Raw genomic sequence first — 23,972 nt, forward strand, 5'->3', positions numbered from 1 at the left:
GAGGGGTAGGGGTTCCGGACGTAAAGCGAAGCAGTCCGGAACCCCTACCCCTCCGGCCCGTCACCGGCAGCCGAACAGCCCCGCGCAGCGGCCCCGCCCGCCGCAGGCGAACCCACCGAAACCCCCACGGCGGGAAAGCCGAAAACGTGGGAAGCAAACCCAAGCGCAGCGAATTACCGCAGCGGCTCACGCCGCTTCTGCGCCGCATCGCTGATGCGCAGCAGCAGTGCCACCATCACCCAGTTCGCGACCAGTGACGAGCCGCCCTTGGCGAGGAACGGCAGGGCCTTGCCGGTCAGCGGGATCAGGCCGGTGACGCCGCCGGAGACGACGAAGACCTGGAGCAGCAGCGCCCCGGAGAGCCCGACGGCGAGCAGCTTGCCGAACGGGTCGCGGGCGGTCAGCCCCACCCGCAGCCCGCGCTGCGCGAGCAGCACGTACAGCATCAGCACCGCCATCACCCCGGCCAGGCCCAGCTCCTCGCCGACGGTGGTGAGGATGAAGTCGCTGTTGCCGGCGAAGCCGACCAGCTCGGGGTGGCCCTGGCCCAGGCCGGTGCCGCCGATGCCGCCGCTGCCGAAGCTGAACATCGCCTGGCCGAGCTGGTCGGACATGCCCTCCGCATGGCCTTCCTTGGTGAAGGCCCGCATGGGGTCCAGCCAGGCCGTGACCCGGCCGTGGACGTGCGGCTCCAGGGAGCCGACGACGGCGGCGCCGGCCGTGGCCATCAGTAGGCCGCACAGCACCCAGCTGGCGCGGTCGGTGGCCATGTAGAGCATGATCACGAAGACGCCGAAGAAGATCAGCGAGGTGCCCAGGTCCCGTTCGAAGATCAGCACCAGCAGGCTGATCGCCCAGATCGTGAAGATCGGTCCGAGCTGCCGTCCCGGGGGCAGCTGGACGCCCATGACGCGGCGTCCGGCCAGCGCCAGCGCATCGCGGTTGACGGTGAGGTAGCCGGCGAAGAACACCGAGATCATGATCTTCACGAACTCGCCGGGCTGCAGCGACAGCGGCCCGAGCAGGATCCAGCGCTTGGCGCCGTACATGTCCGCGCCGAAGAAGGCCGGCGCCATCAGCAGCACCAGGGCGACCGCCATCGTCAGATAGATATAGCGCTGGAGGATGCGGTGGTCGCGCAGCACCAGCAGGATGGCGATGCAGACCGCCACCCCGATCACCGTCCACACCAGCTGGCCGCTCGCCGCTTCGGCGATCTTCAGGCGCGGGGTCTGCGCGTAGGTGATGTCCAGCCGGTGCAGCAGGATCAGGCCGATCCCGGTCAGCAGGGTCGCCAGCGGCAGGATCAGCGGATCGGCGCGCGGGGCGAAGCGGCGCAGGACCAGATGCGGCACCAGCGCCGTGAAGAGCATGCTGACGGCGAAGCCGGCCAGGCCGCCGGGCAGCCGGCCGGTCATCGACAGGCCGGTGTAGGCGTAGCCGAAGACGGCGATCAGCACGACGAGGGCGAGCAGCCATGCCTCGGTCCGGCGGCGGTCCGGTGCCCGTTCGAACGCGGCGAACGTCATGGTGCGCTCGGCGTCGCTCTCCGGCTCCCCGGCCGGCCGGGGAGCGCTGGTCAGTCCACGCACGGGTTCCTCCGCCTTCGATGATCAGGGTCGCGGACCGGTCCGGGCTGATCCACACGGCACGCCGGGCCCGGTTCGCAGGTCCGGCAGTCGGGGAAGTAGACGAGGTGGCCCCGGTGGTGGTTGCCAAGAAACGGGAAGGTGTGTCCGATTTGGCAGGGAACCCACCCCGGCGGTCGACCCGTTGGCCGCGGCGCGGTCAACCGGCGTAGTGGAACCCGCCCCCCGGCGCGCTGGCACTCCGCTTGACCGAGTGCTAACCGCGTCATAGTCTCGGCGTTGGCACTCTCCAGTGGGGAGTGCCAAACACAGCGACGGGCAGGTCCGGCACCCGCGACGACGGATCCACCTGGTCGCCACCTCAGACAGTTAACCCCGTGAGATCTCCGAAGGGGGAGGTCGGATCGTGACGACCGCCAGCTCCAAGGTTGCCATCAAGCCGCTTGAGGACCGCATCGTGGTCCAGCCGCTCGACGCCGAGCAGACCACGGCCTCGGGCCTGGTCATTCCGGACACCGCCAAGGAGAAGCCCCAGGAGGGCGTCGTCCTGGCCGTGGGCCCGGGCCGTATCGAGGACGGCAAGCGCGTCGAGCTCGACGTCACCGTTGGTGACGTCGTTCTCTACAGCAAGTACGGCGGCACCGAGGTGAAGTACAACAACGAGGAGTACCTCGTTCTCTCGGCGCGCGACGTGCTCGCGATCGTCGAGAAGTAAGTCACCCAGATTTGCCGTGATCTGCGCCCCTGGTTCCCGCGTCTAAACAACCCGGGGCAGGGGCGCAGATTCGTTTGACACAGCGGTCCCCACTGCGTGCCGAGGATCGCAATGAGAGGACTTGAAGCACCCCATGGCGAAGATCCTGAAGTTCGACGAGGACGCCCGTCGCGCCCTTGAGCGCGGCGTGAACAAGCTTGCCGACACGGTGAAGGTGACGATCGGTCCGAAGGGCCGCAACGTCGTCATCGACAAGAAGTTCGGTGCCCCCACCATCACCAACGACGGTGTCACCATCGCCCGCGAGGTCGAGGTCGACGACCCGTACGAGAACCTGGGCGCCCAGCTCGTCAAGGAGGTGGCGACCAAGACCAACGACATCGCGGGTGACGGCACCACCACCGCCACCGTGCTGGCCCAGGCGCTGGTCCGCGAGGGCCTGCGCAACGTCGCCGCGGGCGCTTCCCCGGCCGCCCTGAAGAAGGGCATCGACGCCGCCGTGCAGGCCGTGTCCGAGGAGCTCCTCGCGACCGCCCGCCCGATCGACGACAAGGCCGACATCGCCGCCGTCGCCGGCCTGTCCGCGCAGGACAAGCAGGTCGGCGAGCTGATCGCCGAGGCGATGGACAAGGTCGGCAAGGACGGTGTGATCACCGTCGAGGAGTCCAACACCTTCGGTCTGGAGCTGGACTTCACCGAGGGCATGGCCTTCGACAAGGGCTACCTCTCGCCGTACATGGTCACCGACCAGGAGCGTATGGAGGCCGTCCTCGAGGACCCGTACATCCTGATCCACCAGGGCAAGATCGCCTCGATTCAGGACCTGCTGCCGCTGCTGGAGAAGGTCATCCAGGCGGGTGGCTCCAAGCCGCTGCTGATCATCGCCGAGGACGTCGAGGGCGAGGCCCTGTCGACCCTGGTCGTCAACAAGATCCGTGGCACCTTCAACGCCGTGGCCGTCAAGGCCCCCGGCTTCGGTGACCGCCGCAAGGCGATGCTCGGCGACATGGCCACCCTCACCGGTGCCACCGTCATCGCCGAGGAGGTCGGCCTCAAGCTCGACCAGGCCGGTCTGGACGTGCTGGGCTCCGCCCGCCGCGTGACCGTCACCAAGGACGACACCACCATCGTCGACGGCGGCGGCAACGCCGAGGACGTCGCCGGTCGCGTCGCCCAGATCAAGGGCGAGATCGAGACCACCGACTCCGACTGGGACCGCGAGAAGCTCCAGGAGCGCCTCGCCAAGCTCGCCGGTGGCGTCTGCGTCATCCGCGTGGGTGCGGCCACCGAGGTCGAGCTCAAGGAGAAGAAGCACCGTCTGGAGGACGCCATCTCCGCGACCCGCGCCGCGGTCGAGGAGGGCATCGTCTCCGGTGGTGGCTCCGCCCTGGTGCACGCCGCCAAGGTGCTGGAGGGCAACCTCGGCAAGGAGGGCGACGAGGCCACCGGTGTCGCCGTCGTCCGCCGCGCGGTCGTCGAGCCGCTGCGCTGGATCGCGGAGAACGCCGGCCTTGAGGGCTACGTCATCACCGCGAAGGTCGCCGAGCAGGACAAGGGCCAGGGCTTCAACGCCGCCACCGGCGAGTACGGCGACCTGGTCAAGGCCGGCGTCATCGACCCGGTCAAGGTCACCCGCTCCGCCCTGGAGAACGCCGCGTCGATCGCCTCCCTGCTGCTCACGACCGAGACCCTGGTCGTCGAGAAGCCGGCCGAGGAGGAGCCGGCCGAGGCCGGCCACGGTCACGGGCACGCGCACTGACGCATAGCCGCGCAGCCGGCTGATCGCCGGCGGTAGCCGAGGGAAGGCTCCCGTTCCCGCTCATGAGCGGTGGGAACGGGAGCCTTCTCGCGTGCGGTCAGACCGCGCCGAGCTGTCGCATCAGGCCCAGGACGTCGTAGTGCCACCAGCCTTCCTGGATCACTCCGTCATGGAACCGGAAGGTCGTGGTGCCGGTCATGGTGCACTGCCGGCCGGTCGGCTCGATGCCCATGAACGCGCCCTGGTGGGTGCCGTACCAGGTCCATCGGGTCACGACGTCGTCGCCCTGGGCGATCTGGGATTCCAGGTTGAACGTGAAGTCGAAGGCGGTGCGCCATCCGGTGACGTCGCGCCGCAGTGCGTCGGACCCGATGACGGTCTCCTCCTCCTTGATGACGTCGTGGTCGCGGTAGTCGGACGCGAACACCTCGTCGATGGCGTCGACGTTGCCCCCGGCGGCGATCTCGTGGAAGAACCGGCGGGCGGTTGCGGTGTTCAACTGCTCGTCCCGGACGACGTCGAGGTCGGTGAAGGACGGCATCCCGTCGCAGAGCGCCACCATCTCCTGGAAGATCCGGTCGGTCTCCGGGAGGTGGGAGTTCTTCACCGCCTCCTCGTGCGAGGGGAATTCGACGATCTCGACGTAGTGGGAGGCGTCGGAGCGGTCCTTGCCGACGACGCTGTGGGTGGCGGTCCGCCTGCCCCTGGTCTGCTCGACCCACTTGTCCATGAGTTCGTTCATGCCGTCGGGCCGCTCGGTCCGGTAATCGATTATCTGTACGAATTTCATGGCGCCTCCCGGGATGGGTGGAACGTCCATTTTAGTGAGGAATGCGGCCTGGCGTGCGGTCAGGCCGAGCGGTCCTGGGCCGCCGGATGCACCGGGTCCGCGAACGGCAGGCCGGCCGCGAACCGCGCCACCTCGTCCAGCGCCCGGTCGGCCAGCCGGTGCAGTTCGCCGCCCAGGGAACCGGCGATATGCGGGGTGAGCAGGACGTTCGGGAGGTCGTACAACGGGGAGTCGGCGGGCGGGAGTTCGGGGTCGGTGACGTCGAGGACCGCGTGCAGCCGGCCGGGCACCAGCTCGGCGAGCAGCGCCGCCTCGTCGACGAGCGAGCCGCGGGCGGTGTTGATCAGGGTGGCACCGTCCGGCATCAGCGCCAGCTCGCGGGCCCCGAGCAGATGGCGGGTGGCGGGCAGCTCGGGGGCGTGCACGGTGACGATGCCGCTGTCGGCGCAGAGCGTGTCGAGGGGGACCTGCGCCACCCCCAGCCGGGCGGCCTCGGCGGCGTCGACGTACGGGTCGTACAGCAGGACGCGCAGGTCGAAGGGGCGCAGCAGCTCGATGAGGCGGCGGCCGATGCGGGAGGCGCCGATCACGCCGACGGTGCGGTGGTAGTTGCCGGCGCCGGACAGCTCGTGCTGCCAGTCGTGCCGGGCGCGCAGGGTCCGGTAGCGGTGGGCGGCGTGCAGCACCCGCTTGTTGGCGAAGAGGATCGCGGCGAGGGCGAACTCGGCGACCGGCAGCGCGTTGACGTCGGCCGCCGAGGCGACGGCGATGCCGCGCTGCCAGCAGGCGTCGGTGATGTGGTGCTTGACCGAGCCGGCGGCGTGCACGACGGCCCGCAGCCGCGGGGCGGCGGCCAGTACGCGGTCGGTCAGCGGCGGCGCGCCCCAGCAGGTCAGCAGCAGCTCGGCGTCGGCGAGGGCGGCGGCGACGGCGGGCGCGGGATCGGCCAACTCGTGGGCGACGAGCCGGGAGTCGGTACGGGCGAGGGCCGCGAGGCGGGCGTGGTGCCGGGCGTCGAGAAGCCGCTCGGCGATACCGGGGCCCATCGACAGCAGCACCTTCGGGCGGCTCACGGCGGCAGGGCCGGTAGTGGGCGATGTGGCCATGGGCTCTCTCCGTGCTTCCTTGATGTCCGGACAGCCGTGTCCGGAGAATTCCGGTGGTCGGCCGAAGTTCTCCCTGATGGGGAAATTCGGGGAAACCATGCCCGCGACCATCCCTTCACACCCGCCGTTGCCCACCGAGCGTGCGCCTGCGGTGCTCGGGATGGGCGGAGATTTCGACGTTACAGTCGGAAACCTTGGAGTAGTCCCCGTTGATCCGGGCTTCGCTGCGCTGCCTGGCCAGGGCCGCGCAGACATCGCAGCCTTCAGCGGCCTCGGGCTGAGTTGCGGGAAGCATCAGATGCACGGGGCCTTGCATGGTTGCCGGTTGTTGGTTCATGCGCCTGATGCTGGCTTGCGCTTTCGGACGTATCTGCTCCGTAGCGGGGACAGTTGGGCCGTCCCGGGCGTACGGTCGAAACGGCCCAAACGTCCAAGGGAGAAGTCTTGAACGTCGCCTTACGATCAGCTATGGCCGATGCCGGACTCACCCCCCGGAAGCTTGCGGTCCGGGTAGGCGTCACGAACAAGACCGTGGAACGGTGGCTGGCGGACGCCGAACTGATACCGCATGCACGAAACCGTGAGGACGCCTGCCGGGCGTTGGGAGTCGATGAAGAGATGCTGTGGCCCCAGACAGTGAAGGACCGGATCAAGACCGGCAGTGATCGGGAGCTTTTGCACTCGTACCCCTACCGGTCCGCCTGCCCGTCCACGGTCTGGGTCGAGCTTGTCGAGGGCGCGACCGAGGATCTGTTCCTCGCCGGGTACACGAACTATTTCTTCTGGACCCAGGTCCCCCGGTTCGCCGAGACGATCCGCCGCAAGGCCGAGGCCGGATGCCGGGTCAGGTTCCTGCTCGGCGACCCCGGCGGCGAGGTCACCAGGCAGCGCGAGGCGATCGAGGACGTGGCCTTGAGCGTCTCCGCTCGTATCCGGATGAGCATCGAGAATCTCGACCGGATAGGTGCCGTGTCCGGGCTGGAGGTGCGTTACAGCAGCGCGGACGACGCCGTGAACCATGTATCGCTGTCGGTGTTCCGATTCGACCACGATGCGCTCGTGACGCCCCACCTGGCCCGGCTGGTCGGACACGACTCGCCGCTGTTGCATCTGCGCCGTCACAGTGACGGGGGGATGTTCGACCGCTTCGCGGAGCACGCCGAGGAGCTGTGGGGCCGTGCCGTACCGGTGGGCTGACCTCCGAAGCGGCAAACGTCATCCGGTATCCCACCCACGGGGAACCCATGTCTGCACCTCAGCCCGTCTCCCTCCCCTTCCCCCTCCCGCCCGAGGACCGCCGCCGCAGCCCGTACACCGGCTGGACCCGCGCCCACTGGGAGGCGGTGGCCGACGGCCTGTTGTGCGCCACCCGCCGTCACGCCTCACCGGGCCGCGGCCTGATCGCGCTCCCCGGCGCCCGTCCCAGTTCCTCCGGCACCCGCTCGGACGGCCTCGAAGGCTTCGCCCGTACCTTCCTGCTCGCCGCGTTCACCGTCGCCGGCAGCGGCGGCCGCGATCCGCACGCCCACCTCGCCCGCTACGCCGAGGGCCTGGCCGCGGGCACCCGGAACCCCACCGGCGACCGGGAGCCGACGTCCGCCGACCCCGACTCCTGGCCCCGGATCGACGCCGTCCGCCAGGCCCGGGTCGAGGCGGCCTCCCTCGCGCTCGGCCTGCGCGTGACCCGCCCCTGGCTGTGGGACACCCTCGACGACGCGGTCCGCGCCCGCGTCGCCGACTGGCTGCTGCCCGCCCTCGGCCCGTCCCCGGTCGACAACAACTGGTGGCTCTTCGGCCTCACCGTCGGTGGCTTCCTGGACGACGCGGGCATCGAGACCGTGCGCGCCCGGGCCGCCGTCGACCGCGCGCTGGCCCGTATCGAGGACTGGTACCGCGGCGACGGCTGGTACTCCGACGGCGACAACCGCGCCTTCGACCACTACAACGCCTGGGCGCTGCACTTCTACCCCGTCCTGCACGCCCACCTCGGCGGCGACCGGGCGCTGCTGGCCACCTACGGCGACCGTCTGCGCGCCCAACTGGAGGACTACACCCGCCTCTTCGACTCAAGCGGCGCGCCGCTGCCCTTCGGCCGCTCGCTCACCTACCGCTTCGCCGCCACCGCCGCCCCCTGGCTGGGCGCCCTCACCGGCCACACCCCGCTGGCCCCGGGCGCCGTCCGCCGCCTCGCCTCGGGGGCGCTGCGCCACTTCCTGGACCGCGGTGCCGTCGGCGCCGACGGGCTGCTGCCGCTGGGCTGGTACGGGCCGTACGCCCCGATGCTCCAGAGCTACTCGGGTCCGGGCTCGCCCTACTGGGCGGCCAAGGGCTTCCTCGGCCTGCTGCTCCCCGCCGACCACCCCGCCTGGACCGCGAAGGAGGCCCCGCTCCCCGCCGAAACCGCGGACGCCGTCGGGCCGTTGGGCGCTACGGGCCTGCTGCTGCACTCGACCGCCTCCGACGGCCTGGTCCGCGTCCACAACCACGGCAGCAACGCAACGCTCGGCGCCCCCGACCCGTACTACGCCCGCTTCGCCTACTCCACCCGCACCGGCCCCACCGCGCCCACCACCGACCGGGCCCTGCCCGACAACGACTTCGCGCTGCTGATCGACGGCCGGCCCACCACCCGCGGCCCCGCCACGCCGCACTCCGCCGGCCCCGACCGGGCGCTGTCCACCCACACCCCCCGCCGCGCCGACGGCACCGCGCTTCCCGGGGTCCGGGTCCTGTCCGCCACCCTCGCCCACGGCCGCGCCGAACTCCGCGCCCACCTGGTCACCGGCGCCGCCCCCGGCACCCCCGTGCGCCAGACGGGCTGGGCCACCACACCCGGCGGCCCGACCGCCCAACTCCACCCCGTCCACGGCTACGACACGCCGTGCGCCCGCCCCGCCCCCACGGGCAGCACCCTCTTCGGCCCCCGCACCGAAACCGCCGTCCTGGAGGGCACCGTCGGCCCGGCTCCAGAGGGGACGCTCTTCGCCGCCCTGGCCTCCCTGACCGGGGACCCCGAGCCCGTCCCCGTCCAGACCCTGGCCACCGCGCGCCTCACCCGCCGCGGCGGCCGCCACACCCTCGCCCTCACATGGCACGACGACGGCACCACCAGCCACCTGGTCCTGCCCCCGCCCGCCGAAGGACGCGCACAGGACCGGGCGGCCGGGCGGCCTCCCCGCTAGCGGGGCCCGTACTTGCGCCCGGTACGGGACGCGACCCCGCCCAGCACCGCGCGGGGCACCAGCCTGAGCGCCCCGGTCAGTGCCTTGTACCGGGGGTCGGGGATGGACAGCGACTTCCCCCGCACCAGGTCCTTCATCGCCGCGTCCACCAGCTTGTCCGCGTCCAGCCACATCCAGCCGGGGATGTTGTCCGTGCCCATCCCCGCCCGCTGGTGGAACTCGGTGCGTACGAACCCCGGGCACAGCGCCATCAGCCGCACCCCGCTGCCCGCCAGGTCCCGCGCCGCGCCCTGCGTGAACTGCACGACCCACGCCTTGCTCGCGCCGTAGGTGCCGCGCGGCACGAACGCCGCCACCGACGCCACATTGACCACCGCACCGCGGCGCCGCTCGCGCATGCCGCGCACCGCGGCCGTGGTCAGCCGCAGCACCGCCTCGCAGTGCACCTTCAGCATCGTCAGCTCGTCGGCCAGCGGCACTTCGAGGTACTCGCCCTTGTTGCCGAAGCCGGCGTTGTTCACCAGCAGGTCGACCGGGTGCCTGGTGTCCGACAGCCGCGCCTCGACCGCGGCGATGCCCTCCTCGGTGGACAGATCGGCGCTCAGCACCTCCGCCTCGATGCCGTGCCGGTCGTGCAACTCGGTGGCCTGCTCCCGCAGTCGCTTCTCGTCGCGCGCCACCAGCACCACGCTGTGGCCGTCGCCGGCGAGCCGCCGGGCGAACGCCGCCCCGATGCCCGCCGTCGCTCCCGTGATCAATGCAGTCGTCATACCGGCACGCTATCCGCCCGGACGGCGGCACCCGAGACCCAGGGCGTGTCCGCGCCGGCCCCCGCCGAGGCCCCGCCGACCCGGCCGCGCCGCGCGGTGCCGGCGCCGGGCCGCCGACGCCGCGGCCGGACGGACCGGCCCCCGCCGGCCACCCGGTCAACCGCCCTGCCGCGCCAGGTACTTCGCCACCACGTCCCGCGCCGCCTCCGGAAGCGCCTCCCCGGCCTCCAGCAGCCGCGGCAGCAGCTCCCGCCGGGTCGTCAGGGCCCGGAACATCAGCTCGATCGTCACCTCGTGATCGGGGCGGTGCACCCGCTCGACGCGGTCCCCGGCGCGGATCTCGCCCGGCTCGATCACCCGGAGGTAGGCACCGGGCACCGCGGCCCGGGTGAACCGCTTCATCCAGCCGTGCTCGCCGAGCCACTCCTGGAAGGTGCGGCAGGGGACCCGCGGGCAGCTCACCTCCAGCAGCAGCCCCGGGCCGACGCGCCAGCGCTCGCCGATCCGGGCGCCGGTGATCTCGACGCCCGAGGTGGTGAGGTTCTCGCCGAAGCAGCCGTTGGGCAGCGCGCGGCCCAGTTCCCGCTGCCAGAAGTCCAGGTCCTCGCGGGCGTAGGCGTACACGGCCTGGTCGTCGCCGCCGTGATCGCGCAGATTGACCACCGCGTCGCCGGCCAGCCCGCTGCCCCCGACACCCGCGGGGCCCGGAGCGCTGACCGCCACCGGGCCCGCCACAGGCCGCTTGTCGATGCCCGTGCGGCCCTCGACGTCGGTGTGCTCGGACGGCATGGGCCGCCCCACATTGACGGTCAGCAGCCTCATACGGTCCTCCGCCGGTGCCGTGCCGTGCTCCGCGGAGCGCCCCTGCCGGCGTCTCCGTTGCGGATCGATACCCCCCTGACCGATACCGCGTCGGCGGGCAGCGCAGATCCAGCCACTCCGCCCAAAAGCGGCATCCTGATTTTCCCCGACCAGCCCAAGACTCGCTTATGCTCAAAGCGTGATCGAGGCCCGTCATCTCCGTGTGCTGCGCGCCGTCGCAAGGACCGGCTCGTTCTCCGCCGCCGCGCGGGAGCTGGGCTGCACCCAGCCGGCCGTCAGTCAGCAGATGAAGGCGCTGGAGCAGTCCGCCGGGACCCCGCTGCTGGTCCGCGCGGGCCGTGAGATGCGGCTGACGCAGGCGGGCGAGGCGCTGGTACGGCACGCCGTCGGCATCCTGGCCGGGCTCACCGCCGCCGAGGAGGAGGTCGCGGCCATCGCGGGCCTGCGTGCGGGGCGGGTGCGGCTGGTGTCGTTCCCCTCGGGCAGCTCGACGCTGGTGCCCACCGCCCTGGCGAAGATGCGCGCCGCCCACCCGGGCACCCGGGTCTCGCTGGACGAGGCCGAGCCGCCGCGCTCGATCGAGATGCTGCGCAACGGCGACTGCGAGATCGCGCTGGCCTTCCGCTATCCGGAAGTGCGCGGCGCGGACCCGGAGGCCGCGGCGGAGTGGGACGACCTGGTGGTGCGGCCGATCCTGGTCGACCGGCTGATCGGCCTGGTGCCGGACGGCCACCGGCTGGCGAGGTCCGGCAGCGCGGGGTTCGCGGAGCTGGCGGACGAACCGTGGATCGCGGGCTGCCCGCGCTGCCGCAGGCACCTCGTCGAGGTCTGTGAGAGTGCGGGCTTCACCCCGCGTATCGACTTCGCCACGGATGACTATCCGGCCGTGATCGGCCTGGTGGGCGCGGGGCTGGGGGTCGCCGCGCTGCCGGAGCTCACGCTGGAGTCGGTGCGCCCCAAGGGGGCCACGGCGATACGGATGGAGCCGGCCGTGCACCGGGAGATCGTCGCGCTCACGCTGCCGGATCTGGCCCATGTCCCCGCCGTCGCGGCGACGCTCGATCAGCTGGCGGATGCGGCGGGCCGGAGCGGCCACGCGCGCTGAGGGGCGGGGCGGGCCGAGGGGCGGCGAGCGCAGCCCGAACCCCTGCTCCCCGCAGCCGACGCTGCGAAGGAACGATTCTTCAGGGAGTGCATGCGCTCCCTGGGTCAGGCGCCTGAGGTGCCCGAGTTGCCGGTCATGGAGGTCGCGGGGATCAGCCGGTGGCGGGCCCGTCCCATGAGCTCCTCGCGTTCGTCCTCCGTCAGGCCGCCCCAGACCCCGTAGGGCTCGCGGACGGCCAGTGCGTGCGCCGCGCACTCGGCTCGCACCGGGCAGCGCATGCAGACCTCCTTCGCCGATGTCTCACGCGCGCTACGGGCCGCTCCGCGCTCGCCCTCGGGGTGGAAGAACAGAGAGCTGTCCACGCCACGGCAGGCGGCCAGCAGCTGCCAGTCCCAGAGGTCTGCGTTCGGGCCCGGGAGGCGGGAGAAATCTGCCATTGCTTGTCCCCTCGAAGCGATGCTGATTCGGGCTCGGTGCTCAAGACCGTACATCTACTATCGAAGTAGATGTAAATATGACTCATTGCGAATCTAGTCGCAGTCAACGCGAAAATGGAAGAAAGAGAGCCAAATAGGGCATAGGGTGCACGCGTGGATGCGGGCCGCCCGACGAGTCGTCTGCGTATCCGGCTCCTCACGGAGCGTGCTGAACTCGGTCACCGAAGCCGTAACTCTTTCGAGTGACCGTCGTTGAGTGTGCGGAGGCGATTGGCAGAGGTAGCCCTCGGGCACATGTCCGAGGCGGCCGTCAATCGCACAGGTGACGATATGTACCAGCCTGGAGGCTCAAGGTGACGCGCATCAGCTGCGGAGGGCGGTCATGACTTCCGTCCTCGTCTGCGACGACTCCCCGCTTGCCCGAGAGGCGCTCCGTCGGGCGGTTGCGACCGTGCCCGGCGTCGAGCGTGTGACGACCGCGGCCAACGGCGAGGAAGTCCTCCGCCGCTGGGGTGCCGATCGTTCGGACTTGATCCTGATGGACGTGCGGATGCCCGGTCTCGGCGGTGTCGAGACCGTGCGCCGGCTGCTGTCCGCCGACCCCGGCGCCCGGATCATCATGCTCACGGTGGCCGAGGACCTCGACGGTGTCGCGCTCGCGGTCGCCGCCGGCGCCCGCGGCTATCTGCACAAGGACGCCTCGCGCGCCGAGCTGCGGGCGACGGTGACCCAGGCGCTGGCCGACCCGACGTGGCGGCTCGCCCCACGCCGGCTGCGGTCCGCCGAGATGGGCGCCGCCCCGACGCTCACCGCCCGCGAGATCCAGGTCCTGGAGGGCATGAGCCACGGCCGCTCGAACGCCGAGATCGGCCGGGAGCTGTTCCTGTCGGAGGACACGGTCAAGACCCACGCCCGGCGCCTGTTCAAGAAGCTCGGCGCCTCCGACCGGGCGCATGCGGTCGCGCTCGGCTTCCGCTGGGGACTGGTCCGCTGACCTGCTGTGCATACGGGGTTACGGCGCCCGCCCGCGGAAGCGGGCAGCGATCGTCGTAACCCCGCTGCGTCGACGCCGGCGCCGAAACCTCACGGGATGCCGCATCCTTGGAGGTGTGACTCCTCCCCGGCGGAGGCCGGGGCTTCTCACTCGGCCAGAAGAGACCTCATGACGGACAGGGCCTGCCCGGCGCCGTACGGCACGCAGACAAGCTACCGGCGAGGGCTCGCGGTCGGTATGGGTACAACCCGAACGGGGGAGGCGTGGAACGTGGGCGCTAGCGCGACGGCTCGTAACGGTTCGGGGCACAACGACGGGGGTAGTGCCGCGGAACGTTCGGCACCAAGGCACCATGGACCGATGCGCGATGACGGGAAGCAGGAGATCGGCGATCTCGTCGCACGCGCAGTCGAGGGCGACCAGCGGGCCACCCACGACCTCCTGGCCCATGTGCACCCGCTCGCCCTGCGCTACTGCCGTACGCGTCTGTCGAGGCTGCCGGGTGACGCCCGGCACTTCGTCGAGGACCTGGCGCAGGAGGTGTGCGTGGCGGTGCTCTGCGCGCTGCCGCGCTACCGCGACACCGGCAAGCCCTTCGAGGCGTTCGTCTTCGCCATCGCCGGGCACAAGGTCGCCGATCTGCAGCGGGCCGCGATGCGGCACGGCAGCACGGCCGTGCCGTCCGACGAGATGCCCGAGCAGCCCGACGACTCCCTCGGCCCCGAGGAGCGGGCGCTGCTGAGCAGCGACGCCGAGTGGGCCAAGAAGCTGCTGGCGAACCTCCCGGAGAACCAGCGCGAGCTGGTCCTGCTGCGGGTCGCCGTCGGGCTGACGGCCGAGGAGACCGGCCAGATGCTGGGGATGTCGCCCGGTGCGGTGCGGGTCGCCCAGCACCGGGCGCTGAGCAGGCTGCGGGCGCTCGCCGAGCAGTAGGCGCGGGCGCGGAACGGGCGGCGTGATGTCGCCGTAGAAATGCACAAGTGACGAGGCCCTCATCGCTCGTGGATTGGGACACTTCTCTAGGCCGTTAGCATGGGAGTCCGCGCTGAGGCAAGAGCATTGGGGAAGGTGTCATGAGTGACAACGTCGACGGTATGCCCGCCAAATTCGCCATGCTCGGGCTGACGTACGACGACGTGCTGCTGCTGCCCGGCGCGTCGGAGGTGCTGCCGAACGCGGTGAGCACCGCGTCCCGGGTCTCGCGCAACGTCACGGTGAACATCCCGCTGCTGTCCGCGGCGATGGACAAGGTCACCGAGGCGCGCATGGCCATCGCCATGGCGCGGCAGGGCGGCGCGGGCGTGCTCCACCGCAATCTGTCCATCGAGGACCAGGCCAACCAGGTCGACCTGGTCAAGCGCTCCGAGTCCGGCATGGTCACCGACCCGATCACGGTCCGCCCGGACGCCGACCTCGCCGAGGCCGACGCGCTGTGCGCCAAGTTCCGGATCAGCGGTGTGCCGGTCACCGACGCCGCGGGCAAGCTGCTGGGCATCGTCACCAACCGCGACATGGCCTTCGAGATGGACCGCCGCCGGCAGGTCCGCGAGGTCATGACGCCGATGCCGCTGGTCACCGGCAAGGTCGGCATCTCCGGCGAGGACGCCATCGAGCTGCTGCGCCGCCACAAGATCGAGAAGCTGCCGCTGGTCGACGACAACGGCGTGCTCAAGGGCCTGATCACGGTCAAGGACTTCGTCAAGGCGGAGAAGTACCCGAACGCCGCCAAGGACGCCGAGGGCCGGCTGGTCGTCGGTGCCGCGGTGGGCGTCGGCGACGCGGCGTACGACCGGGCGCAGGCGCTGGTCGAGGCCGGTGCCGACTTCCTCGTCGTGGACAGCGCGCACGGCCACAGCCGCGGCATCCTCGACATGATCGCCAAGGTCAAGTCCAACACCACCGTCGATGTCGTCGGCGGCAACGTCGCCACCCGGGACGGCGCCCAGGCGCTGATCGACGCGGGTGCGGACGGTGTGAAGGTCGGCGTCGGACCGGGCTCGATCTGCACCACCCGGGTCGTCGCCGGCATCGGCGTCCCGCAGGTCACCGCGATCTACGAGGCCGCGCAGGCGTGCCACGCGGCCGGGGTCCCGCTCATCGGCGACGGCGGTCTGCAGTACAGCGGCGACATCGCCAAGGCCATCGCGGCCGGCGCGGACACCGTCATGCTGGGCTCGCTGCTGGCCGGCTGCGAGGAGTCGCCCGGCGAGATGGTCTTCATCAACGGCAAGCAGTTCAAGTCCTACCGGGGCATGGGCTCGCTGGGCGCGATGCAGTCCCGCGGCCAGGGCAAGTCCTTCTCCAAGGACCGCTACTTCCAGGACAACGTGCTCTCCGAGGACAAGCTGGTCCCCGAGGGCATCGAGGGCCAGGTGCCCTACCGCGGCCCGCTCGCCTCGGTCGCCCACCAGCTCGTCGGCGGTCTGCGCGCCTCCATGGGCTACGTCGGCTCCGCCGACATCCCCGAGCTCAAGGAGAAGGGCCGCTTCGTGCGGATCACCGCCGCGGGCCTCAAGGAGAGCCACCCGCACGACGTCCAGATGGTCACCGAGGCGCCGAACTACGCACGGCGCTAGCAGGCGACCGCCGGGCCCCGCTCCGCTGGAGAGGGTCCGGCACGGCCTACCGTGGAGCCCGCGGCCGGACCCCGGCCGCGGGCTTCGGTGCGTCGGGGATACTGGAACGGCAGACAAAGAGGGAAAGGCCACACACGTGACTGAGATCGAGATCGGGCGCGGCAAGCGCGGCCGCCGGGCATACGCATTCGACGACATCGCCGTCGTACCCAGTCGCCGCACCCGCGACCCGAAGGAGGTCTCGATCGCCTGGCAGATCGACGCCTACCGCTTCGAGCTGCCGTTCCTGGCCGCTCCCATGGACTCGGTGGTCTCCCCGCAGACCGCGATCCGCATCGGTGAGCTGGGCGGCCTGGGCGTCCTCAACCTGGAAGGGCTGTGGACCCGCTACGAGGACCCGGAGCCGCTGCTCGCCGAGATCGCCGAGCTGGACGGCGCCGCGGCCACCAAGCGGCTGCAGGAGATCTACGCCGCGCCGATCAAGGAAGAGCTGATCGGCCAGCGGATCAAGGAGGTGCGCGACGCGGGTGTCGTCACCGCCGCGGCGCTCTCCCCGCAGCGCACGGCGCAGTTCTCCAAGGCCGTCGTGGACGCCGGTGTGGACATCTTCGTGATCCGCGGGACGACGGTCTCCGCCGAGCACGTCTCGTCGGCCGCCGAGCCGCTGAACCTCAAGCAGTTCATCTACGAGCTGGACGTCCCGGTGATCGTGGGCGGATGCGCCACGTACACCGCCGCGCTGCACCTGATGCGGACCGGTGCCGCCGGTGTGCTGGTGGGCTTCGGCGGCGGCGCCGCGCACACCACGCGCAACGTCCTGGGCATCCAGGTCCCGATGGCGACCGCCGTCGCCGATGTCGCCGCGGCCCGCCGCGACTACATGGACGAGTCCGGCGGCCGCTACGTCCACGTCATCGCCGACGGCGGTGTGGGCTGGTCCGGTGACCTGCCCAAGGCGATCGCCTGCGGCGCCGACGCGGTGATGATGGGCTCCCCGCTGGCCCGTGCGACGGACGCGCCCGGCCGCGGCCACCACTGGGGCATGGAGGCGGTCCACGAGGACGTGCCGCGCGGCAAGCGGATGGACCTCGGTGTGGTCGGCACGACGGAGGAGGTGCTGCTCGGGCCGTCCACGACGCCCGACGGCTCGATGAATTTCTTCGGTGCGCTGCGCCGGGCGATGGCCACGACCGGCTACTCGGAGCTGAAGGAGTTCCAGCGGGTCGAGGTCACCGTCGCCCCGCGGCGGTAGCCCCCGCGTTCCCCCACCTCGCGGAGCCCGGTCGCACCTCGGTGCGGCCGGGCTCTCGCCGTGTACCGCCCGAGGCGCCTCACAGCCGGTGGGCCGCGCCCGTGGGGGTGGCGCCCCGGGTGTCCAGCAGCAGCTGGGCCTTCACCGACAGGCCCTGGAGGTCGTAGGTGCGGTGGGGCTGGAGCAGCACCGTCAGATCCGCGGCGGCGGCGGACTCGTAGAGCGAGTCGGCGCGGGGGACGGGGCGGTCCAGGACGGTCCAGCGGGGGACGTAGGGGTCGTGGTAGGTGATGTGCGCGCCGAGTTCCATCAGGCGCGAGGCGATCTCCCAGGCGGGGGAGCCCGCCAGGTCGCCGACGTCCGGCTTGTAGGTGACGCCGAGGAGCAGGAGGCGGGCCCCGCGCGCGGACTTGCCGTGTTCGTTCAGCAGGGTGGCGCAGCGCTGGATGACGTAGCGGGGCATACGGCCGTTGACCTCCTGGGCGAGTTCGACCATGCGGAGCGGGTAGCCCAGTGAACGGCCTTTGTAGGAGAGGTAGTTGGGGTCCACCGGAGCGGCGTGGCCGCCCACGCCCGGGCCGGGGCGGAAGGACTGGAAGCCGAACGGCTTGGTCTCGGCGCAGCGGATGACGTCCCAGAGGTCGACGCCGATGTCATGGCAGAAGACCGCCATCTCGTTCATCAGGGCGATGTTGACGTGCCGGTAGTTGGTCTCCAGCAGCTTGGCGGTCTCGGCCTCGCGCGGGCCCCGGGCGCGGACGACCTTGTCGGTGAGGCGGCCGTAGAACGCCGCGGCGGCCTCCGTGCAGGCAGGGGTGAGGCCGCCGATGACCTTGGGGGTGTTGGCGTAGCGGTGGGTGCGGTTGCCGGGGTCGTGGCGGCCCGGGGAGCAGGCGAGGTGGAAGTCGCGGCCGGCGACGAGGCCGGAGCCCGCTTCGAGCAGGGGGCGCAGGAATTCCTCCGTGGCGCCCGGGTAGGCGCTGGATTCGAGGATGACCGTGGTGTGCGGGCGCAGTTGTGCGGCCAGAGTGCGGGCGGCGTCGGCGATGGCGGTGAGGTCCAGGGCGCGGTCCTCGCCCAGCGGCGTGGGCGCGCAGATGACGGCGGTGCGGACCCGGCCGAGGGCGGTGGGGTCGGTGGTGGTGCGAAAGCCGGCCGAGAGCAGCCGGCGGAGTTCGGCGGCGGACAGCGGCCCGTCGGTGCCGGTGAGGGCGGCGGCGTGCGGATCGGGGTCGTAGCCGAGGGTGCCGATGCCGGCGGCGGTGGCCGCCTGGGCGAGGGGGAGGCCGAGGTGACCGAGTCCGATGACGGCGAGATCTGCGGGCATGCTGCGGCCTTCCTTTCCGAGCGACTGCGGATGACGTATTCGGATGAGGATGCGGAAAGCGCATGACGGAGGGGGATGGTGCATAAATAGACTAAGCGGATATTTGGCCCAGAATAGGGATTGGTGGATCAAGGTGGCCGGGTGTTGCCGCCGTGAGCGGAGGGTGGCTCGCGGCACGTAGCGCGGACAGAATCGACGGACGGGGGCACGCCCCCGACCACAGTGGCCCGACGGCAACGGGAGGCAGCGGTGAAGACAGCGACACTGGGACCGGCGCAGCGGGCCGAGGCGCTCGCCCGAATGGCGGAGCGGGAGCTGGACATCCTCGTGGTCGGCGGCGGGGTCGTCGGGGCCGGGACCGCTCTGGACGCGGCGACGCGCGGTCTGTCCACCGGGCTGGTGGAGGCCCGCGACTGGGCCTCGGGCACGTCCAGCCGGTCCAGCAAGCTCATCCACGGCGGTCTGCGGTACCTGGAGATGCTGGACTTCGCGCTGGTGCGGGAGGCGCTGAAGGAGCGGGGGCTGCTGCTGGAGCGGCTGGCGCCGCATCTGGTCAAACCGGTGCCCTTCCTCTACCCGTTGCAGCACAAGGGCTGGGAGCGGTGGTACGCGGGATCCGGCGTGGCGCTGTACGACGGGATGTCGGTGTCGTCGGGGCACGGCCGGGGGCTGCCCGTCCACCGCCATCTGTCGCACAAGCGGGCGCTGCGGGTGGCGCCCTGCCTGAAGAAGGACGCGCTGGTCGGCGCGCTGCAGTACTACGACGCGCAGATGGACGACGCGCGGTATGTGGCCACGATCGTGCGGACCGCGGCCGCCTACGGGGCCCAGGTCGCCAACCGTGCGCGGGTGGTGGGCTTTCTGCGCGAGGGCGAGCGGGTGGTCGGCGCGCGGGTGCAGGACGTCGAGGGGGGCGGCGACTACGCGATCCGGGCGCGGCAGATCGTCAACGCCACCGGGGTGTGGACGGACGACACCCAGGCGCTGATCGGTGAGCGCGGGCAGTTCCACGTACGGGCGTCGAAGGGGATCCACCTGGTGGTCCCCAAGGACCGGATCCACTCGACGACCGGCCTGATCCTGCGGACCGAGAAGAGCGTGCTGTTCGTCATCCCGTGGGGGCGGCACTGGATCGTGGGGACGACGGACACCGACTGGGATCTGGACAAGGCGCACCCGGCGGCGTCCAGCGCGGATATCGACTATCTGCTGGAGCACGTCAACGAGGTGCTGGCGACGCCGCTGACCCGGGACGACGTGGAGGGGGTGTACGCCGGGCTGCGGCCGCTGCTGGCGGGGGAGTCGGACGCCACCAGCAAGCTGTCGCGCGAGCACACCGTCGCGCATCCGGTGCCGGGCCTGGTGGTGGTCGCGGGCGGCAAGTACACGACGTACCGGGTGATGGCCAAGGACGCCGTCGACGAGGCGGTGCACGGGCTGGACCAGAGGGTCGCGGAGTGTGTGACGGAGGACGTGCCGCTGGTCGGGGCCGAGGGCTACAAGGCGCTGTGGAACGCCCGGGCCCGGACCGCGGCGCGCACCGGGCTGCATGTGGCGCGCATAGAGCATCTGCTGAACCGCTACGGATCGCTGACGGAGGAGCTGCTGGAGCTGGTCGTGGCCGACCCCTCGCTGGGCGAACCGCTGGCGGCCGCGGACGACTATCTGCGCGCCGAGGTGGTGTACGCGTGCACGCACGAGGGGGCGCGGCACCTCGATGACGTGCTGACCCGGCGCACCCGGATCTCGATCGAGACCTTCGACCGGGGCACCCGCAGCGCCCGCGAGGCGGCCGAGCTGATGGCCCCGGCGCTGGGCTGGGACGGCGACCAGGTCGAGAAGGAGATCGCGCACTACCAGAAGCGGGTGGAGGCGGAGCGCGAATCGCAGCGGCAGCCGGACGATCTGACGGCGGATGCGGCGCGGCTCGGGGCGCCGGACATCGTTCCGCTGTAGGCCGCGGGCCTCAGTCGCGCCGTCGTGCGCAGAACTCGGCCGTCAGCACGTCGGTGCCGTGCGCCGGATGGGACAGCGCGTCGGTGTTGACCCGGTAGCTGACGAGGTGGCGGCCGTCGGCGGTGCCCGCCGTCTGGGCGAAGGAGCCGTTGATGTCGCCGGTGTGGCCCCAGACGGTGACGCCGCAGGGCAGTTCGGTGGCGAAGAGGCCGAGGCCGTAGGCGCCGCCGGTGTGCTTCTCGCTGCGCAGCTGGGCCATCTGGTGCGGTGCCAGGAACGCGCCGCCGAGCAGCGCGGAGTAGAAGCGGTTGAGGTCGCCCAGGGTGGTGACCATCTCGCCGGCCGCGCCGGCCCGGCTGGGGTCCAGCGACGTGGCGTCCACCCGCCGGTCGCCGACGGGGGAGTACGCGCGGCCGTGCGGCGCGGGCAGCACCGCGTCGGTGCCGGGGAAGGAGGTGTGGTCGAGGTGGGCGGGGACGATGATGCGGCGGTGGATCTCGGTGGCGTACGGGTGGCCGGTGACCGCCCTGATGATCAGGCCGAGCACCAGGTAGTTGGTGTTGGAGTAGGAGTAGCGGGTGCCGGGGGCCGCCACCGGCGGGTGGCGAAGGGCGATCCGCAGCAGCTCGGCCGGGGTGTGGCTGTCGTAGCGGTGGGCGCCGAAGCCCCTGCCGTAGAGCTGCCGGGAGAGCCGGGGGTCCTCGGTGTAGTTGAACAGGCCGCTCGTATGGTCCAGCAGCTGGCGGACCGTCACCGTCCGCAGATCGACGCGGTCGCCCGGCCCCGCGACCGGCGTGCCCTCGGGCAGGTGCGCGGCCGCGGTGTCGTGCAGGGTCAGCCGGCCTTCGGCGACGAGTTGCAGGACCACGGTCGCGACCAGGGTCTTGGTGAGGCTGCCGGCCCGGAAGTGGTCCGGCTCGCCCATCTTGCGGCCGCTGCGCAGATCGGCGACGCCGGCCGTGGAGAAGCGCGAGGCGGCGAAGCGGCCGTCGCGGGTGATGAGGGAGGCCGCGCCCGGCGCGCCGTCGGAGACCAGCCGGCGCAGCGCGGGCAGCGTCGTCGCCGGCGGTGTGCGGACGCTTCCCACCGGATGGACGGGGAGGCTCTGGCCGCGCGCGGTGCAGGCCGCCAGGGCCAGCGCCGTCAGGGCGGCGAGCACGCCCGGACGCACCGGCGCGCGGCGGCGGCGGCCGGCCGGCCGCGGTGCCGGGCCGAGGACGCCGCCGGGAACCGGGCGGGGCGGGCGCATCGTCATCCAGACTCCCGTTCGTCGGGGCCATCATGACGGGTATGCGACGGTGACCGGCACCGACCCGGGCCTTCCGCACGGCCGCGGATGAGGGAGAATGAAGGCTCTGCCAGGGTGGGTTGTCCGAGTTGGGCCAGTTTGGTGATCGATGTTCATCGACGCTGCCAACTCGGCTGGATTGCAGAGGGGATTCAGTGGGCGAGAAGGTCGAGATGGACGGCAAGGAGGGCAGGCTGCTCGCCGGCCGGTACCGGCTCGCCGATGTTCTCGGCCGGGGCGGCATGGGCACCGTATGGCGGGCACGCGACGAGGTCCTGGGCCGTACGGTCGCAGTCAAGGAACTGCGCTTCCCGGGCGGGGTCGAGGAGGACGAGAAGCGTCGTCTGATCACCCGCACGCTGCGCGAGGCCAAGGCGATCGCCCGGATCCGGAACAACGGCGCGGTGACGGTCTTCGACGTGGTCGACGAGGACGACCGGCCGTGGATCGTGATGGAGCTGGTCGAGGGCCGCTCGCTCGCCGAGGTCGTCCGTGACGACGGGCCGCTGACCCCGCGGCGCGCCGCCGAGGTCGGTCTCGCCGTGCTCGACGTGCTGCGCTCCGCGCACGGCGAGGGCATCCTGCACCGCGATGTGAAGCCGTCCAACGTCCTGATGTCCGACGACGGCCGGGTCGTGCTCACCGACTTCGGTATCGCCCAGGTCGAGGGCGACCCCTCGGTGACCTCGACCGGCATGCTCGTCGGCGCCCCCTCCTACATCTCGCCCGAGCGCGCCCGCGGCCACAAGCCGGGCCCGCCGGCCGACCTGTGGTCGCTGGGCGGGCTGCTGTACGCCTGTGTCGAGGGCGTGCCGCCGTACGACAAGGGCTCGGCGATCGCCACGCTGACGGCCGTGATGACCGAGCCGGTCGAGCCGCCGAAGAGCGCGGGCGTACTGGAAGAGGTCATCTACGGCCTGCTGGTGAAGGACCCGGCGGCCCGGCTGGACGACGAGGGCGCGCGGGCGCTGCTGCTGGACGTCGTGCACGCTCCGGAGCAGACCGCGCCGGAGCCCCCGATGGACGCCACCCGGGCGATGGTGCTGCCGACGGCGCCCGAGAAGCGCGCCGCGGCCAAGCCCAAGAGCACGGCCAAGCCGAAGGCCGCCCCCAAGGCGCGGGTGACGCGGTCGAAGGCGAAGCCGGTGGCCGGCCCGGAGGCGGAGCCGGGGGCGAAGAGCCCGGCGGGTGCGAACGGCAAGAGCGCGGCCGGTGCGGCCGAGGCCGGCGCCGCCAAGACGGCGAGCGCCGCGGCGCGCGCACCCGAGCGGAAGGCGGCCCAGAGCCCGGCTCCTTCGCGCACCCCGTCCTCCGGCGGCCCGGCGGCCGAGGGCACCTCGTCCGCGCGCGGCGGCTTCGACACCGACGCCGCCAGGGACCGGCTGCGCGGCGCCCTGAAGTCCGTGCGCAACGCCGCCGCCGCGGCGGCGGCCCGCTCGGATTCCAGACCCGGCGACGGGGACCGCCCGTCCACCGCCCGTGCGTCGCTGACCGATGTCGTCCCGCGCCGCACGCTGGTCATCGTGGCCGTGGTCGTCGTCCTCGCGGTGCTGGGCACGGTCCTCGCCCTCGCGCTGAGCGGCGACGACACGGCGGAGAAGGGCGGCAAGGCGTCCCGCGGCGGCGACAAGGCGTCGTCCTCGGGCCGGTCCAAGCCCTCGACCGAATCGGCCGGGGCCGGCGAAGACGACGCGAACGCCGGCGGCGACGGGTCGGAGCAGCCCACTGGGCAGCAGCCCGCCACCCCGGCGGCCGACAAGGGCGGCAAGAAGGGCGACGGCGGCAAGGACGGCGGTGGCAAGGCCATGCCGGCCGGCTTCGCCGAGGTCTCCAACGGCGGCTTCCACTTCCGTATGGCGATGCCCAAGGGCTTCCACCAGACCGATACCGCGGGGGCGAACTCCGGCGCCATATACAGCGCCTCGGGCGGTTTCCCGCGCGTCCAGGTCGACTACAACGCCAAGCCCGGGAACGACGCCGCGGCGGCCTGGCGCAGCCTGGAGCCGAGCGTGCGCGGCTCCAGCGACGACTACCACCTCATCGGCATCAAGTCGGTGAAGTGGCGGGGCTATCCGACCGTCGCCGACTGGTCGTTCACCCGCAAGCAGGGCGGCCAGAAGGTGCGGGTCCTCAACCGCGGTTTCCGGGCCGACGACCAGCACGGTTACGCCATCATGATCACCTGCAAGGCGGACGCCTGGTCGGACAAGGAGTGCCAGGAGCTGATCGCGACCGCGTTCAGGACCTTCGCGGTGAAGGACTGAGCGAAGAGCGTGGTGCGTGCCGTGCCGGGCGGAGAGGACG

General features: G+C 71.8%; 20 protein-coding genes. 11 read left to right on the top strand and 9 right to left on the bottom strand.

Annotated features, from left to right (window positions below):
- Positions 1-173 precede the first annotated feature (173 nt).
- A complete protein-coding gene (locus ACZ4NB_RS06215; RefSeq protein ID WP_467659159.1) occupies positions 174-1,529 on the bottom strand; it encodes an FtsW/RodA/SpoVE family cell cycle protein in 1,356 nt (451 codons plus the stop codon).
- Positions 1,530-1,995: 466 nt separating this feature from the next.
- Here ACZ4NB_RS06215 and groES point away from each other — a divergent pair, with 466 nt between their 5' ends.
- On the top strand, positions 1,996-2,304 hold the full coding sequence (groES, locus tag ACZ4NB_RS06220; protein ID WP_384429999.1) for a co-chaperone GroES: 309 nt from the start codon (positions 1,996-1,998) through the stop codon (positions 2,302-2,304).
- Positions 2,305-2,437: 133 nt separating this feature from the next.
- On the top strand, positions 2,438-4,063 hold the full coding sequence (gene groL, locus ACZ4NB_RS06225) for a chaperonin GroEL (RefSeq protein ID WP_467659161.1): 1,626 nt from the start codon (positions 2,438-2,440) through the stop codon (positions 4,061-4,063).
- A gap of 97 nt (positions 4,064-4,160) precedes the next feature.
- On the opposite strand, the gene ACZ4NB_RS06230 is transcribed toward groL, so the two are convergent.
- The 3 genes from ACZ4NB_RS06230 to ACZ4NB_RS06240 all read right to left on the bottom strand — a co-directional run bounded on the left by ACZ4NB_RS06230 (position 4,161) and on the right by ACZ4NB_RS06240 (position 6,296).
- Complete coding sequence (locus ACZ4NB_RS06230) at positions 4,161-4,853, bottom strand: ester cyclase (RefSeq protein ID WP_467658661.1); 693 nt, start codon at positions 4,851-4,853, stop codon at positions 4,161-4,163.
- Between the two features lie 59 nt (positions 4,854-4,912).
- A complete protein-coding gene (locus tag ACZ4NB_RS06235; RefSeq protein WP_467658663.1) occupies positions 4,913-5,959 on the bottom strand; it encodes a hydroxyacid dehydrogenase in 1,047 nt (348 codons plus the stop codon).
- A gap of 115 nt (positions 5,960-6,074) precedes the next feature.
- Entirely contained in the window at positions 6,075-6,296 is a 222-nt protein-coding gene (locus tag ACZ4NB_RS06240; RefSeq protein WP_467658665.1) for a hypothetical protein, read from the bottom strand.
- Positions 6,297-6,577: 281 nt separating this feature from the next.
- Between ACZ4NB_RS06240 and ACZ4NB_RS06245 the strand changes: the two genes are divergently transcribed.
- Positions 6,578-7,156, top strand: coding sequence for an XRE family transcriptional regulator (locus tag ACZ4NB_RS06245; protein ID WP_467659163.1), 579 nt, complete (start codon positions 6,578-6,580; stop codon positions 7,154-7,156).
- Between the two features lie 47 nt (positions 7,157-7,203).
- Complete coding sequence (locus tag ACZ4NB_RS06250; protein ID WP_467658666.1) at positions 7,204-9,141, top strand: DUF2264 domain-containing protein; 1,938 nt, start codon at positions 7,204-7,206, stop codon at positions 9,139-9,141.
- Here ACZ4NB_RS06250 and ACZ4NB_RS06255 read toward each other — a convergent pair.
- Both ACZ4NB_RS06255 and ACZ4NB_RS06260 read right to left on the bottom strand, forming a co-directional pair.
- A complete protein-coding gene (locus ACZ4NB_RS06255; protein WP_393487480.1) occupies positions 9,138-9,911 on the bottom strand; it encodes an SDR family NAD(P)-dependent oxidoreductase in 774 nt (257 codons plus the stop codon). The genes ACZ4NB_RS06250 and ACZ4NB_RS06255 overlap by 4 nt on opposite strands.
- A gap of 156 nt (positions 9,912-10,067) precedes the next feature.
- Entirely contained in the window at positions 10,068-10,733 is a 666-nt protein-coding gene (locus tag ACZ4NB_RS06260) for an MOSC domain-containing protein (protein ID WP_467658668.1), read from the bottom strand.
- 178 nt (positions 10,734-10,911) lie between these two features.
- On the opposite strand from ACZ4NB_RS06260, the gene ACZ4NB_RS06265 reads away from it, so the two are divergent.
- On the top strand, positions 10,912-11,838 hold the full coding sequence (locus ACZ4NB_RS06265; protein WP_467658670.1) for a LysR family transcriptional regulator: 927 nt from the start codon (positions 10,912-10,914) through the stop codon (positions 11,836-11,838).
- 104 nt (positions 11,839-11,942) lie between these two features.
- On the opposite strand, the gene ACZ4NB_RS06270 is transcribed toward ACZ4NB_RS06265, so the two are convergent.
- Positions 11,943-12,275 (bottom strand): WhiB family transcriptional regulator, encoded by a 333-nt coding sequence (locus ACZ4NB_RS06270; protein ID WP_384430026.1) that lies wholly within the window; start codon positions 12,273-12,275, stop codon positions 11,943-11,945.
- A 382-nt stretch (positions 12,276-12,657) separates the two neighbouring features.
- Between ACZ4NB_RS06270 and ACZ4NB_RS06275 the strand changes: the two genes are divergently transcribed.
- The 4 genes from ACZ4NB_RS06275 to ACZ4NB_RS06290 all read left to right on the top strand — a co-directional run bounded on the left by ACZ4NB_RS06275 (position 12,658) and on the right by ACZ4NB_RS06290 (position 17,097).
- Positions 12,658-13,269, top strand: a complete 612-nt coding sequence (locus ACZ4NB_RS06275; RefSeq protein ID WP_003948568.1) for a response regulator transcription factor — start codon at positions 12,658-12,660, stop codon at positions 13,267-13,269.
- A gap of 360 nt (positions 13,270-13,629) precedes the next feature.
- Positions 13,630-14,202 carry a sigma-70 family RNA polymerase sigma factor gene (locus tag ACZ4NB_RS06280; protein ID WP_393487483.1) on the top strand — a complete coding sequence of 191 codons (573 nt, stop codon included), beginning with the start codon at positions 13,630-13,632 and terminating at the stop codon, positions 14,200-14,202.
- 140 nt (positions 14,203-14,342) lie between these two features.
- A complete protein-coding gene (guaB, locus tag ACZ4NB_RS06285) occupies positions 14,343-15,845 on the top strand; it encodes an IMP dehydrogenase (RefSeq protein WP_467658671.1) in 1,503 nt (500 codons plus the stop codon).
- 136 nt (positions 15,846-15,981) lie between these two features.
- A complete protein-coding gene (locus ACZ4NB_RS06290) occupies positions 15,982-17,097 on the top strand; it encodes a GuaB3 family IMP dehydrogenase-related protein (RefSeq protein WP_393487487.1) in 1,116 nt (371 codons plus the stop codon).
- 79 nt (positions 17,098-17,176) lie between these two features.
- Here the strand turns inward: ACZ4NB_RS06290 and ACZ4NB_RS06295 are convergent, their stop codons facing one another.
- On the bottom strand, positions 17,177-18,424 hold the full coding sequence (locus ACZ4NB_RS06295; protein WP_467658672.1) for a nucleotide sugar dehydrogenase: 1,248 nt from the start codon (positions 18,422-18,424) through the stop codon (positions 17,177-17,179).
- Positions 18,425-18,673: 249 nt separating this feature from the next.
- Here ACZ4NB_RS06295 and ACZ4NB_RS06300 point away from each other — a divergent pair, with 249 nt between their 5' ends.
- Positions 18,674-20,380, top strand: a complete 1,707-nt coding sequence (locus ACZ4NB_RS06300; RefSeq protein WP_467658673.1) for a glycerol-3-phosphate dehydrogenase/oxidase — start codon at positions 18,674-18,676, stop codon at positions 20,378-20,380.
- Between the two features lie 10 nt (positions 20,381-20,390).
- Here ACZ4NB_RS06300 and ACZ4NB_RS06305 read toward each other — a convergent pair whose 3' ends face one another.
- Complete coding sequence (locus ACZ4NB_RS06305) at positions 20,391-21,635, bottom strand: serine hydrolase domain-containing protein (protein ID WP_467658674.1); 1,245 nt, start codon at positions 21,633-21,635, stop codon at positions 20,391-20,393.
- 188 nt (positions 21,636-21,823) lie between these two features.
- Here ACZ4NB_RS06305 and ACZ4NB_RS06310 point away from each other — a divergent pair, with 188 nt between their 5' ends.
- The gene (locus ACZ4NB_RS06310) at positions 21,824-23,932 is read left to right on the top strand and encodes a serine/threonine-protein kinase (RefSeq protein WP_467658676.1); all 2,109 of its coding nucleotides are present in this window, start codon (positions 21,824-21,826) and stop codon (positions 23,930-23,932) included.
- Positions 23,933-23,972 lie beyond the last annotated feature (40 nt).

Source organism: Streptomyces sp. NPDC026575, assembly GCF_055567415.1.